The organism is Tibeticola sediminis (assembly GCF_003843835.1).
Lineage (GTDB): Bacteria > Pseudomonadota > Gammaproteobacteria > Burkholderiales > Burkholderiaceae_C > Tibeticola > Tibeticola sediminis.
Genome location: NZ_RKQL01000001.1, coordinates 223,053 through 235,979, shown reverse-complemented (window position 1 = coordinate 235,979; position 12,927 = coordinate 223,053). Strand labels below are relative to the sequence as shown.

Sequence of the window (12,927 nt, the reverse complement as noted above, 5' to 3'; positions counted from 1 at the left end):
TCCTATCAGTTGCTGAAGATGTCGGCCGCATAGTCGGCCACCAGATGCGAGCGGAAAGTCACGCGCTCGGCCGGGGCGGGCGGGGTAAAGTCGAAATCGAAATACACCTTACCCGCGGCGATGTTGGCCGGACTGTTGAGCTCCTCATCGAGCCAGCACCGCCCGCCCAGGATCGCGCCCACGCTCTTGAGGTGCCGCAGGTAGGCGGAAACCGACTCCTGCACATCGCGCACATAGGCTTTGCCGATCGCGCGATCCACCGCCCACAGGTGAGCCTGCAGTAGACTCTCCTGGATCATGTCGGCGGTGCGGCGCACACTCAAGAAGGCCCACTTGGGGTCTGCTGAACAGGTGCGGTTGCCCCACAGTCGGATGCCCCGCTCGCGGATGAGCGTGGCGACGCCAGGCTCGTTGAGCAGGTTGGCCTCGCTGTCCACGCGCCCCAAGCCGAAGTCGATGGGCCGCGCGGCGCGCTCGATGCCGAGCAGCGGATTATTCGACGGGCTCGCCCAAAAGCCGCGCTCGTTGTCGATCTTGGCGATCAGCCCAGCTACGTGCGAGCTGACCGGCACGACCTGGCCATCGGCCACGGCCCACGGGTCGATGAGATAGGCGCGATCTGAGCTGATCTGGGTGCGATAGGCCACGGCGCCTGACGTGGTGGTATTGGGCCCGTCGAGCAGCGCCACGCCGCGCAGCTTGGCCGCCTGCGCGATCAGCGCATCGGCCACCAGCTTGTGCTGGCTGAAGCCGGGCGCCAGCACGATGCGCGGCACCACACCCACCGTGCCGCGCGCGGTCTCCAGCGCGGCGATGCCGGTGCGCGCGCCGGTGGTGGTGTCGGTGCCGCCGATGATGGCCGCCAGCCGTTCATTGGCGGGCGTGTCTGGGTCGTCGGCCACCTCCGGCACGCGGATGGCGACGATGATGGGCGCATACCCCTGGGCGTGGATGGCGGCGATGGCGCCTGGCAGCGTGCCGGTCGCGCCCAGCACCGCGGCGCTGCGCGGCGTGGTGAGCAGGATCGGGGTGTTGAGCGGCGCGGCCGTGTCAATGGCCGCCGGCGCGGTGCCGACGATGCCGATGACCGAGCTGCGCACGGTCTGGATGGGGCGGATGCCGTCGTCGATCTCGACGACCTCGACGCCGTGATGGAATGCTTCTGGCATATCAGTCTCCTTGGGGGTTGAGGATTTCCGCCGCCCGTCCCGGCGCGATCAGGCCGGCCATCTCCAGCGCCTGCACGCCGGCGAGGGTGGCCGGGTCGGAGAGCACGATGCCCTCGGCCGTCTGCCACTTGAGCAGCGCGGCCTCGAGCATCGGGCTGGACTTGGCGGCGCCGAGGACGGTCTGCATCTCGGTGTCCGTGAAGCGCGACAGGAACTGCAGGCGCGTGATCCGCAGGGGCGTCGCGCGGTCGGCATCGGTGACGGCGAAGGTCACCGCCTTTACGGCCGCATCGTCCTGCGCAGAGGCGATCTCGGCCTCGCAGCGGTTGCTCGCGCGCCGGATCGCCTCGCGCTCCAGCAGCACATCGGTCACCATCTCGCCGGGCAGACCCAGCCGGTCGCGCTCCTCGGCACGCTCGATCCGCCAGTCCAGCGCCGCGATTTGCGCCGCGGCAAAGCGCCTGATCTCGGCCACGCGCCGGGCCTTGATAGCCGCCAGCGCCGCTGCCGCATCGCGCACCAGCGCGCCGTCCTGATAGCGCCACTCGCCGATATCACGCTCGTCAAAATTTGACGGCAGCGGCACGCGCACCAAATCAGGGCCGCCGGACTGCGGGTCTGAGCTTACGGCCAGCACCCATCCGGTCATGGGGTCACAAATCGCAAACATGCTGCCTCCTTATACGGTGATGTAGCGCACGTAGAGCGTACGTCCGTAGTACCATGTATTGCGCCGCAGACCGCTGCAGGCACACACCAGGTTGGCCGCATCAGACTCGCTGTTGCAATACGAGCCATTGCTTGTGTAGCTGCCCGTCTGTGTGCCGTAGCCTGGCTGACCATACAGGCTGCGGCCCGACGGCGTGGAGAGGTCTCCGCCGCTGCGGCTCCATTGCAGGTAGTCGTACTCGTTGCTGCCGTACCAGCGGCGCAGCAGGATGACTCGGGTGCCGTTTGCGACGAAAGTAAACGAATCCGATCCAGTGGAGGCGTACATCGTGCGGCCGCTGATGCCGATCTGCCGCGCGATTTGCGCGGGCGCGGCTTGGAGCGCCGTCAGCGCCGTGTCGGACTCCCAGACGGCGGTTTTTGCTGTGGTCGACGTCAGCACCGCATCGGCTGCCGTGTCCGAGGCCCAAACCGCCGCCATCGCCGTGCTGCTGGCCGCCACCGCCGCCATCGCCGTGCTGCTGGCCGCCACCGCCGCCATCGCCGTGCTGCTGGCTACCACTGCCGCCCATGCGCTACTGCTTGCCAGCACCGCCGCCATCGCCGTGCTGCTGGCCGCCACCGCCGCCATCGCCGTGCTGCTGGCTACCACCGCCGCCATCGCCGTGCTGCTGGCTACCACTGCCGCCATCGCCGTGCTGCTGGCCGCCACCGCCGCCATCGCCGTGCTGCTGGCCACCACTGCCGCCATCGCCGTGCTGCTGGCGCACATCGCCGCGGCGCCAGACGGAGACGCGATCAGCTGCTCAAAGGCCGCGACGTGCGCGGGCGTTTGCATCCATGTGTCCAGCGCCGATCCTGTAATCGACGGTGAGAGAATAACTTCGAGCGCCTCCGGCGGGCCATTGAGCAGCCGGAAGTGCCGGTGCAGTCGTGCAATCTCGGCGTAGGATGGAGCGATCAATGCCTGCGACATCTCAAGACTCCATGACTGTGTAGCTGGCGAGTGCGCCGGTGCTGTCGTAGTGGTAGGACGTGGTGCGCGTGCGGCCGCCGAGGACGCTTGCCGCCTGCGTCAACCGGCCCGCGCCGTCGTAGCTGTAGGTCGTGGTGCGCGTGCCGCTTGGCAGCGTCTCGCTCATACCGGACACGCGCAGCTCGCCATCGTGGCTGTAGGTGACGGTGTATGGACGTGCTGTGGCCGTGGCGATGGCCTCATCACGCGCGACCTGCTCGGCTGTGATGGCTGCCTGTAGCTGCGTCTGGGTGACGACTTCGCCCACGCCGGCCAGCGCGGCCACCAGCGCGTCGCGCCTGGCACCAAGGTCGGCGATCATGTCGTCCACCGCCTGCATCGATGGCCCGATCAGCGCATCGATGCGCTGCAGACCAAAGCGCGTCAGGTCGTCGATCACGCCTTGGAGGTCGGCTCGACGAGCCTCCAGCTCGGCGATGCGCGTATCGATATCGGCGAACACAAAGTTGAAGTAGTCCGCCGACAGCGGTGTAAGGCCGTCTTGCATGCGGTAGGCCGGATATCGCGTTGCCATCTCGCCACCCTCCCTATCACAGCGCCAGGTCGTAGCGCTCGGCCACGTGCCAGGCGCGCCGCCAGTCGTCGGTCGAGCCGGTGATCTCGATGCGGTAGCTGGTCTGCGCAGTGGCCGGGCTGTAGCGGTACTCGCGCCAGCGGCTGCGGCCATCGACGATCTCGTCTCGGCTGCTGGCCGGATCGAGCGGGCCACCAGAGAGCAACAGGCGGCAGCCGACGGTGTGATGCGCCGGGTCGTAGTCCTCAAGCAGCAGGCGCACGCGGATATCCGTTGATCCCGTGCTCAAAGTGCGCTGCGTCGAAATGTGCGCGAAGCTCGTGCCGACGCGCGCCACGCGCACCTGCGATCCGGTCAGGCGCATGGCCGGCATCAGGTCGGTGGTGCCGACAAACACCGCGCGCAGCGGCACCATGGCCGGCAGGCTGGCCAGACCGGACTCTGTGCCGTCGATGATCGGCCGCCAGACGCCCCCCACCTGATACTCAAAGACCAGCTCACAGCCGTCTGGCGTGACGCCATCGAACAGCATGTCGATGTCGGCGATGCCGCCCGAGAGCTGCAGCGGCTGCAGCTGCACCACGGCACGGGGGGAGGCAAAGCGGCAGAAGTTGATCCGCAACATCAGGTCGCGCTCGGCCGCCTCGGTAAAGAACTGGCCGTCTTGCCGGTACATCAGCACGCCCTGGGTGTACTCGGTGCCCTCGGTGTAGCCGACGCGGTGGCTGCCGCCCGAGACCAGCACCAGCGCATAGCGCCGGCCGGACTCGACCAGCACCGGGTCGGCAAACGGCACGCGCAGCCAGCCTGTGCTCACTGCGCCTGGCGCGAGCGTGGCGCGGGCGATGACGCGCTGCATGTCCGGCTGGCCCAGCGGCGCGTCGCACAGCATCACCTCCAGCCCGGCGGCGGGGTCTGCATGTGTGACAAAGAGCTCTACGCTGGGCACCCAGCCGGTCTGCGCCATCAGCAGCGTCTGTGCCAGGATCGAGCCCTGCACCGTGTGCGTGGTGGTCACTGCCTCCCAGTAGGTCTCGATGTAATGGTCGATCCAGATGCGCGTGCCGCGCACCGCGCCGGATCGAGACAGCATGTTGCCGACGTAGGCCGGGTCGATCTCCCAAGTCTCGTCGCCGCGGCGGTAGATGCGGGTGATCGGGTCAAATGGGCCCTGGCTCCAAAACCCGGTGTTGGTGCACCAAGTACGCGTCTCGCCGTAGCGTATGCGCTGGCGGCTCATCTGCCGCTGCACCATCTGCGTGGTCTGGTACTGGTACGCATTGATCGTGACCTCGCCGCGGCGCGTCTCCATGCGCAGACGCGGTATCTCGGTATATGCCGGCAGCAGCAGACCGGCGCTGGAGACACGCGCCTCTGGGTCGAGCGGGTTGAGCAGTGCGAGCGACTGCGTGGCGTGGCCGACGATGGGCGCTCGGATGCCCTCCTCGATGCGCGCGCTATAGCCGGTATAGGACTCGTCCGACTCGTCCGCCGTCAAAAAGTGATCCGCGCCGTAAAAGACATAATCGTCCGGCAGCTCGAGCCGCTCTTTGACGCGCGCCATGTCCTGCGCCACCTGCAGCATCTGGGTGAGCGTGGCGCGCGTGGCCATCTGCTCGCCAAGACCCGCGATATCGCTCATGATGTGTGCGATGCGCGGCTCGGCTGATGTGATCCAGCCCTCGGCGGCGCTCAAGCGGCGCTCGACGGCATAGAGGTTGGGCAGCCGGCGGCTGGCGGCCAGCACCACCTCTTGGATGCCGGTGGGTGACAGGCGCACGTGCGCGAGCAGCGTGTAGCCGGTGGGCGGCTCTGGGCGCTCTGGTGTCGGGCTCTCCAGCCCCTGCGCGATGTGGATCGTCGCCACACGGCGGCGCTGCATGGCCACCGCCTCGGGCTCCACCTCGCGGGTCTGCAGGTCGATCAGGAAGTCCCGCGGCTGGATGTCGGTGTCCTCCTCCTGTCCGTAGGCGGAGATGGCCAGCCACTTGCTGTCCTGCAGCGGCAGCATGGCAAAGATCGAGTGCACCTGCGCGCTCTCGATGGCATAGACCTTGCCGCTCGGGCCGTCATAGAGCCGCCCTGGCGCCACCTCGATCTCGGTCGCGGAACGCGACGAGACGGCCAGCCCGACAAATTGCCGCTCGGTCGTGATGGCGTCGGTGACCAGATGGCGGTCGGCCTCGTCCGCCCAAGTCTGGGTGTTATTGAGGTCTGCGGCCTGCAGCTCTTGCCTGTCGCGGTAGATGACCTGTTTTTCCATCGTTCAGCTCCTGTAGATGACTTGCCCGGCCAGCACCTGGCCAGCGCGGTGGATGCGTGATGCGCGCGCCACGCCATGCAGCCGGGTACGCACCAGCACCTGATCGTGCACGGCGCGCGCCCAGTCCATGGCGTCGAGCACCGGCGCGATGCGCGCGCGCGCGTCGCCCGTGGCCAGGCAGGCGCGCATGGCGCTGCTGGCGATGGTCATCGGCAGGCGCCGCGCTGGCATACGCACATGGGCCAGCGCCACAAAGGGCGGGCTGGTCAGGCGGGTAAAGCCAAGGTAGGCCGGCCCGTGCTTGGGGCGCGCTGCCACCGCCGGGTCGTGCAGGCGGATGCGGTGATAGATGCGCGCGCCGGCATCCGAGCGCGCCGTATGCGCGCCGTAGAGTGTCGCGCCGAATGTGAGCACGCCCGCGCGCCGCGCGCGCGCGGCGACGGTCTCGGTGTCTGGGGTGAGCGGCTCGAGCGACGGCGCCATCTGGCGCAGCGTCAGCAGATGCTGGCGCTCGCGATAGCGCACGCGCTCGATGCGCCACAGCCGCGCGCTGGCATCGGCGCGGCTCACCACGCCGGCAAGCGGGCGGCCGATCACCTGCCCCACGGCCTGCGCCCGGCGCGCCAGATCGAGCGTGCCGCTGGCCTCGGTATCCAGCGTGCTCCACTGATGGCTGGTCAGCGGCTCGACACGCCCGTCGGGCCAGACGATCTCGGCGCGGATGGCGCTGCGGGCCATCGCCGCGGTGCGGCATGGCGGCTCGGCGCGGTGGCCGATGTAGGCGCGCCCGAGCATCAGCCCCTCGCTGGCCGAGCGCTCCCGCAGCGTGTGCAGGCGCATCTCTGGATGCGCGTCCAGCCACTGGCGGCGGCTGGCGTCGTCCCAGAAGCCCAGGAAAGTCTTGGCCGGCGGCATCTCCATCCGGGCGATGTGCGCGCCAGCCAGCCGCGCCAGCGTGCGCAGACCAGCCGGCGTGCCGATGAGTGCGTGCAGCCGCGGACTGGCCGCGATGAGCGCGCGCTGCGCGGCCTCGTCGTCAGGCCACACGGGCGGCACATCCTCGCCGGCTGCCAGATGCGGCAGCAGCCGCGCCGGGATGCGCCGAGGATCGGCGAGCGTCGCGATGGTCTCGGCGCCTGGCGTCCATGGGCCAATGGCCTGGCTCGCCGCGATCTCCAGCGGCGTGGCGTTGGCCGGCAGCAGGTGCGCACGCTCAGTCATGGCGCGCCTCCGTGGTCAGATCGATGGCCGTGATGACGGGCAGCTCGCCCGGCCCTGCGGCCACATCCTCGGCTGGCGATGTCATGATCACATCGCGGATGCCGTCTCCCATCAGGGCAGCGACCATGGCCGCGCGTGTCAGATCGACACGATATGCAGATCGCCCGGCCAGCGTCTCGAGCCGCTGGCGCGCCTGCGCGACGAGCTGCGCGGCATCCATGCCAGGCGGATGGATCAGCCGCGCCGACACGGCAACTGGCAGCGCCTGCGCGACCGTCACATCCACATCGACAGACAGCGGCCGCACATCCTCGGCCAGCAGCGCGGCGGCCACCTGGGCGACGATGGGGTCGCCTGCGCGCGCTGCGCGCCAGCAGCGGCTGGCATCCGGATGCGCGCCGAAGAGCGACCGCCCCACGGCGGCGTCCTGCGCCGTCACGTCGCGGGCATCGTCGCTCACACGCGCCAGCAGGCACACCTTGACACGGCCGGGGCGGTCGGCCCACACATCCACCTGCCGGATGTCTGTCGAGACCGACAGCGCGCGCAGCCGCCAGCTCGCAGCGCTACCCGCGGCGGACAGTGCGTGATAGCCGATCAGCACCCGGCGGCGCAGCCGATCGTCGTCCTCGCCAGGCAGTCGCACGATGTCGTAGCGCGCGGCCAGGTTATCCAGATCGGCACCAGTGGCCCAGGGCAGCATCACGGCGCGAGACGCATCGTTGACGCGCGCGCGCAGCACCGTCTCCCGCCAGGCCGCCACCTCCAGAAGCTTGACCAGCGGCTCGCTCTCCAGGGCGAGCACGGGCGCGATCTCCGGCAGCCGCGCGGTGAGATCCGCCTTGATACTGGCGAGCACCGCATCAAAGCCGAGCGGCTCGACGACCGCCGGCGGCGGCAGGGTGGACAGATCAGCCGCAGATGACATCGCCGCTGCCCTCCACCATCGTGCTGCCGCAGGACACCGCATCACCGATGCGGCAGGCCGGCCGGCCATTGACATAGACCGTATCGCTGCCGGTCGCCGCCGAGCCGCCGTGCGCCGGGCACCGTGCGCAGCCGTGCGCCGACCAGCCATCGCCCAGCCGGTGCCAGCCGCGGCCATTGACAAGCACATTCGGGCTCGCGGCGGCGTTCTGGCGCGACGGAAAACAGCCGTGCCCGCTGCAGTGATCGCCCAGTCGAACAACGCCCGTGCCCATCAGTTGATCTCCACGCGGTCTGCTGTGATCTTGATCAGGCTGGGCGCGTGCAGGTGCAAACTGCCGGTATCGCGCTCATAGCGGATGTATCCGCCGCCGTCCCATGCCAGCAGCGTGTGCATCGGGTTGGCGGACGGTGCGGGATATTGCCCGCTCTGCTCAAACACCGCTGGCAGCGCCACCGCCTGCGCCAGATCGCCGGACGGCGCCAGCACCAGGCACTGCTCGCCAGTCGCCGGCGGGCTCCAGACGCGCAGATGCCCGGCTGCCCAGGTCGCCCACGGCAGCCAGCCGGTGGTCACGCCATCGCTGTGGTCGCCGGCGATGCGCACACGCACCCGGCAGCGTATGGCGTGAAACTCGGTCACCGTGCCCAGTCGCACCGTACCGCCACGGCCCCAGTCGGCCGCATCCAGCGTGATGACGTCGGCATCCACGCTCATGGCAGCATGTCCTCCAGCGAGGTCTCGCCGATGACCGGCTCGGTATCGACGCGCACGTATTTGTCTTCGTGGGCCGCGCCGATCCAGGGGGCCACGCCGAGATAGGCAGACGTGTAGCGCAGATCGTCAGCGCTCCCGATAGCGGCAGGATCGATGCGGCCGCGCACCCTGTAGATGGCCACGAGCGCCGCAGCGGCCTCCTCGATGCGCTCCTCCACTGAGGTGAGCGACATATCGATCGACAACAGGCCAGGCGCGGACACCCTCAGAGGTGCAGCAAGCGCCACCACCAACTCAGCTAGCGGCACCGCGTCGATATGATCAGCCTGCACGACGACGGCAACGCGCCCGTCAATGACATCTGTATCGCGGATGTCCATGCGCTCGACCATGACGGCGACCTGCTTTTCGCCCCAAGCGGTCAGCGTCAGCGCAGCATCCACAGCGCGCACACGCGCGCTGATGGCCTGGGCGATCTGCGCCCTCACATCACCCTCCCGACGAGCACGCTCACCAGCCCGGCCACCACCGTCGCGGCGATGCCGGAGAGCCACACCAGCGGCCCGCGCATGCCGTCGATGCGCCGCTCGGCCGCATCCATGCGGTTATCGAGATCATCCAGCCGCGCATGCACGCGGCGCACCTCGTCGCGCGTGGCCGCGTGCTGCTCCTCGATGCGCACCAGCCGCATCAGCGCATCGCGCATCGTCGCCATCTCGGCTTGCATGCCAGTCAGAGCACCCTCAATCCTGGCCAGCCGCTCGACGTGATCGTCAGTGCCCATAGAAACCCGTTTAAACTCGTTCAAAACCCGTTTAAATTCGTTCGGAGCGCGCCGGCCTATGTCCTACCATTGCCCGGCCATGAAAATCGCTCCTGCGGCCTTCTAGACCGCCGCCGCAAAAAACCCGCCCGCGCCGGCCGCGCCGGCCAGACGCGCCAGGCACCCATCGCGCAGCTCGGCGAACCGCCGGGCCAGCGCCTCCACCTCGTGCGGGGCCAGAAAGCGCCACTCCACACCGCCTTCCAGACGGCCCACCTTGGCCGCGCCGGCAAGGGCGAAGGTGTTGAGCACCGGGCAGGCAGTGCGCGCCGCCTCCCAGCAGATGGCCTCCTCGTAGTCGGCTCCTGCGCGCGCCACGGTCAGCACATCGATCGCCCGCTTCGCGGCGGATAGATGTGCCGTCAGCAGCGCCTCCGGCACATCCTCCGGCCAGCCGGTGAGCTCCCTGACGCGCTCCGGGGTCATGGCTCGGCATCAGTAGCCGTACACGCAGGCCTGCTTGATGGCGATCTCGTAGTCGACCGCGAAGTCGAACACCCAGCGCAGCGCGCGCGCATCGTCGTCCCAGCGCCGCTTCTGCCAGATCTCCGTGGTCATGCCGAACACCAGATTCTGCGGCGGGGTGAACAGCACCTTGCCGGTTGGGCAATATGGGCTGGTCAGGATCGGCCGGCCGAGGAAGCGGCGCAGCGGCGTCTCGGCGATGAACGCCGTGCCGGAGACGGTGCCCGCCACCTCGTAGGCGTAGGCGTCGGCGTCGCCCTCGTTCATCACGAAGGCCGCCTGTGGGCGATAGACATCCGGGCAGGCGTCGAACACGCTCTTGAGCGCCTGGCGCCAGGTCTGCGTGCCGCCCGGATCGATGTCCACCTTCGGCGTAGACGTCGCGTCCGCCGCCACCTGCACCCAGCCCTTGTTCAGCGTGGTGAAGCCGCCGCTGTTGTCGTCGGCCGTGCCGTTGAAGGCCAGGTCTTCAAGCTCGGCCTCCATGCGGTTGGCCAGCAGCTGCTCGACTTCCGCCACCAGGTTTGGATTGTCGGCGTTGTCGCGCAGGGTGGAGAGCGACATCTGCGGGAAGAGCTGCACCGGCAGCGCGGTGAGCGTGCAGCCGTGCTGGGTAGCCCCCAGGCGCTGCGCATCGGTCGGCGTCTGCCCCTCGGCCACGCGCACCAGCGAGCGCGCGGCGATGCCGATCACCGACACGTCGGCGCTCAGTTTTTTCATGCGCCGCGTCGTGACGTTCTTCATGAAGCCGCTGGACGACAGCAGCGAGATCAGCCGGTCGGCCGCTTCCGGGCGCAACTGCCCGCCGGGGTTCATGTCGCCGGGGCCGATCATGCCCTTGGCAATCTTGATCAAATCATGCATGGCAATACTCCTTGTCTTGAGTTTCAGCGTAGGCCACACCCTGCGCCGTGATGAACAGCCGCTTCGCGGCCTTGCGCAGATAACCGGCCTCAACGAGCAGCTCGATCTCGTTGAGCGGGTGTCCGCCGGCGAACAGGTTTTCGATCGGCACGCCCTTCCAGCCGCCGATGGCATAGTCCAGATAGACCGTGCGCATGATCTGCGCGCGCGCCTCGGTCAATGGCAGGATCAGGCTCATACGAAGCTCTGCGTCTCCGGCGCCTGGCCGCCCTCGGCAGGCGCGGCCGGCTTGGCCGGGGCAGCCTCCAGCGCCTCGATGCGCTTGGCCAGCGCCGCAGCCTCATCGAGCGCCTTGGATAGCGCAGTCTTGAGCGCCTCGATCTCTTTCTGGCCGTCGGCCAGCGCCTTTTCCAGTTTCTCGCGGCTGGCCTCGGCCTCAGCCTTGGCCACCGTCTCGTCCAGCGCCTCGCGCACGATGGCGCGCACGTCTTCAGGGGTCATTTCACGCTCCTTCTTCGGGGTAAAAATCCGTCGCCACAGGCTCGCCTCGTGAGCCACATCACTGCCCTTTTCAAGCCTGGCAGTTCCGGCGAGACTCAGGCCCTCCACCTCGCCGGCCTCGATCGCATCCCACAGCGCCGCATCCGTGACCTGGATGCCGACGGCCCACGCACCCTCTTTCTCATCTGGGAAAAAAGGGTCGCCGGAGCGGACAAGCCAGCTCTCGGCGACAAAGGCCGGCAGGAAGGAAAAATCGTGCTCGCGATCGACATTGGACGCGCGCCCGGACAGCATCCAGGCATCCGCCGCCTTGCGGATCGTCTCGGCGTCCGTCCAGTCGCCCTGACTGTCCACGCTGTCGGGCGCATAGACGATCCCGTAGACGCGCTTGAGCCGCGCATCGGCCTTGCGGATGGCGAACTCGTGCGCGCCGGATACGCCGCGCAGGATCACGCGCCGCCCGTTGGCCGGGCGCTTGACCAGGCTGATGAACTGCACATCCAGATCGGCGAGCTTTGGCATGCCGCGATGATCATCCATCGACCGCGCTTATTGATCGCGCAGAATCCATATATGGATGCTGATGATCAGCCGCGCCGCCGCGCTCATGGATCATCGCCGCATGGACGTCACCCTGGAAAAATCCGCCGCCGCGCCCACGCTGGACATGCTCGGCGCCAATGCCGACGAATACCCCTGGCCGATCGACCCGGCGCGGCTGATCGGCTGGACGCAGGCCGAACCCACCCACGCGCGCGCGCTCTCAATCAAGGCCGAGGCCATCGCCGCCGCCGGCTACACCGGCGCCGGCGCCGAGGATGCCGCCCGCATCCTGCCCGCGCGACGGCTGGTCGATGTGGCCCTCGATCTGGAGACCTACGGCAACGCCTTTTTGCGCATCGAGCGCGACCGCGCCGGCCGCATCCTCGCGCTTGCCCGCATCCCGGCCTGGAGCGTGCGCCGGCTGCGCGCCGGCGGTTACGTCTCGCGCCTGTGGGATGGCATGCGCGAGCAAAAGACCGTGTTCGCCGCCGACGAAGTGCTGCACCTGCGCCAGCCCTGCCAGCTCCCCGGTTGGTATGCCACACCCGCCTGGGCCGCCGCCGCCGGCGTCATCGAGCTCCTGGACGCCATTACCCGCTACAACGCGCGTTTCTTCGAGCACAACGCGGTGCCCGATCACATCGTCACCCACACCGGCGGCACGCTGTCCGACGCGCAAAAGACCGCCATCCGCGACTTCTTCCGCACCGAGTTCAAGGGCCTGGAAAACGCCCGTAAAACCCTCTTTGTCAGCCTCTCCGAAGGCCAGACGCTCGACATCAAGTCCGTGGCGCAGGCCAACGACGGCCGCTTCATCGAGCTCTACAAGACCGCGCGCGAGGTGCTGCCCGCCGCGCATGGCGTCCCGCCGCGCTTACTTGGCATCGCCACCCCCGGCGCACTGGGCGGGCTTTCCGAAGCGCGCGAGCAGATGCACATGTTCGAGGTCTTCACCCTCGCCCCGCGCCGCGCCGTGCTCCGGGATGCGCTCGCGCCGGTCTTCGCCGCCGCCGGCATCGGCGACTGGGACATCGCCGCGCCAGACCTCACGCCCCCCGGCACCGACATCGCCGCGCTGCCGCAGATGGTCGCCGCCGGCATCATGACCCCAGCCGAAGCGCGCGCCTGGATCGACCTGGAAAAATCCGCCCGCAGCCAAAAGCTCGACCGCGCCCGGCTCATCGCCGAGCTGCTCGACGCCATGGAGGGCTGAT

General features: G+C 68.7%; 17 protein-coding genes. 2 read left to right on the top strand and 15 right to left on the bottom strand.

Going from position 1 to position 12,927, the window contains the following annotated elements:
• Positions 1-5 precede the first annotated feature (5 nt).
• The 3 genes from EDC62_RS01145 to EDC62_RS12950 are packed head-to-tail and all read right to left on the bottom strand — an operon-like array spanning position 6 to position 2,319.
• Entirely contained in the window at positions 6-1,169 is a 1,164-nt protein-coding gene (locus EDC62_RS01145; protein WP_124219537.1) for a phage tail sheath subtilisin-like domain-containing protein, read from the bottom strand.
• A 1-nt stretch (position 1,170) separates the two neighbouring features.
• Positions 1,171-1,839, bottom strand: coding sequence for a hypothetical protein (locus EDC62_RS01140; RefSeq protein WP_124219535.1), 669 nt, complete (start codon positions 1,837-1,839; stop codon positions 1,171-1,173).
• Positions 1,840-1,848: 9 nt separating this feature from the next.
• Positions 1,849-2,319: a hypothetical protein gene (locus EDC62_RS12950; RefSeq protein WP_170159001.1), complete on the bottom strand. Its 471-nt coding sequence runs from the start codon at positions 2,317-2,319 to the stop codon at positions 1,849-1,851.
• On the opposite strand from EDC62_RS12950, the gene EDC62_RS12945 reads away from it, so the two are divergent.
• Positions 2,294-2,788 carry a hypothetical protein gene (locus EDC62_RS12945; protein ID WP_170159000.1) on the top strand — a complete coding sequence of 165 codons (495 nt, stop codon included), beginning with the start codon at positions 2,294-2,296 and terminating at the stop codon, positions 2,786-2,788. The genes EDC62_RS12950 and EDC62_RS12945 overlap by 26 nt on opposite strands.
• 27 nt (positions 2,789-2,815) lie before the next feature.
• Here the strand turns inward: EDC62_RS12945 and EDC62_RS01130 are convergent, their stop codons facing one another.
• The 12 genes from EDC62_RS01130 to EDC62_RS01080 form a co-directional block, all read right to left on the bottom strand.
• The gene (locus EDC62_RS01130; RefSeq protein ID WP_124219533.1) at positions 2,816-3,388 is read right to left on the bottom strand and encodes a hypothetical protein; all 573 of its coding nucleotides are present in this window, start codon (positions 3,386-3,388) and stop codon (positions 2,816-2,818) included.
• 16 nt (positions 3,389-3,404) lie between these two features.
• Positions 3,405-5,651: a hypothetical protein gene (locus EDC62_RS01125; protein ID WP_124219531.1), complete on the bottom strand. Its 2,247-nt coding sequence runs from the start codon at positions 5,649-5,651 to the stop codon at positions 3,405-3,407.
• 3 nt (positions 5,652-5,654) lie between these two features.
• Positions 5,655-6,872, bottom strand: a complete 1,218-nt coding sequence (locus tag EDC62_RS01120; protein WP_124219529.1) for a phage tail protein — start codon at positions 6,870-6,872, stop codon at positions 5,655-5,657.
• Positions 6,865-7,800: a baseplate J/gp47 family protein gene (locus EDC62_RS01115; protein ID WP_124219527.1), complete on the bottom strand. Its 936-nt coding sequence runs from the start codon at positions 7,798-7,800 to the stop codon at positions 6,865-6,867. Before EDC62_RS01115 ends, EDC62_RS01120 begins: the two co-directional genes overlap by 8 nt.
• Positions 7,784-8,074: a PAAR domain-containing protein gene (locus EDC62_RS01110; protein ID WP_124219525.1), complete on the bottom strand. Its 291-nt coding sequence runs from the start codon at positions 8,072-8,074 to the stop codon at positions 7,784-7,786. The genes EDC62_RS01115 and EDC62_RS01110 overlap by 17 nt, the downstream gene beginning before the upstream one ends.
• Positions 8,074-8,517, bottom strand: coding sequence for a phage baseplate assembly protein V (locus tag EDC62_RS01105; RefSeq protein ID WP_124219523.1), 444 nt, complete (start codon positions 8,515-8,517; stop codon positions 8,074-8,076). The genes EDC62_RS01110 and EDC62_RS01105 overlap by 1 nt, the downstream gene beginning before the upstream one ends.
• The gene (locus EDC62_RS01100; RefSeq protein ID WP_124219521.1) at positions 8,514-9,005 is read right to left on the bottom strand and encodes a hypothetical protein; all 492 of its coding nucleotides are present in this window, start codon (positions 9,003-9,005) and stop codon (positions 8,514-8,516) included. Before EDC62_RS01100 ends, EDC62_RS01105 begins: the two co-directional genes overlap by 4 nt.
• Entirely contained in the window at positions 9,002-9,301 is a 300-nt protein-coding gene (locus EDC62_RS01095; RefSeq protein WP_124219519.1) for a hypothetical protein, read from the bottom strand. The genes EDC62_RS01100 and EDC62_RS01095 overlap by 4 nt, the downstream gene beginning before the upstream one ends.
• 102 nt (positions 9,302-9,403) lie before the next feature.
• The gene (locus EDC62_RS01090; RefSeq protein WP_124219517.1) at positions 9,404-9,766 is read right to left on the bottom strand and encodes a hypothetical protein; all 363 of its coding nucleotides are present in this window, start codon (positions 9,764-9,766) and stop codon (positions 9,404-9,406) included.
• 9 nt (positions 9,767-9,775) lie between these two features.
• Positions 9,776-10,669 carry a phage major capsid family protein gene (locus EDC62_RS01085; RefSeq protein WP_170158999.1) on the bottom strand — a complete coding sequence of 298 codons (894 nt, stop codon included), beginning with the start codon at positions 10,667-10,669 and terminating at the stop codon, positions 9,776-9,778.
• Positions 10,662-10,907: a hypothetical protein gene (locus EDC62_RS12940; protein WP_170158998.1), complete on the bottom strand. Its 246-nt coding sequence runs from the start codon at positions 10,905-10,907 to the stop codon at positions 10,662-10,664. The genes EDC62_RS01085 and EDC62_RS12940 overlap by 8 nt, the downstream gene beginning before the upstream one ends.
• A complete protein-coding gene (locus EDC62_RS01080; protein ID WP_124219511.1) occupies positions 10,904-11,710 on the bottom strand; it encodes an XkdF-like putative serine protease domain-containing protein in 807 nt (268 codons plus the stop codon). Before EDC62_RS01080 ends, EDC62_RS12940 begins: the two co-directional genes overlap by 4 nt.
• A gap of 37 nt (positions 11,711-11,747) precedes the next feature.
• On the opposite strand from EDC62_RS01080, the gene EDC62_RS01075 reads away from it, so the two are divergent.
• On the top strand, positions 11,748-12,926 hold the full coding sequence (locus EDC62_RS01075; protein ID WP_124219509.1) for a phage portal protein: 1,179 nt from the start codon (positions 11,748-11,750) through the stop codon (positions 12,924-12,926).
• Position 12,927 lies beyond the last annotated feature (1 nt).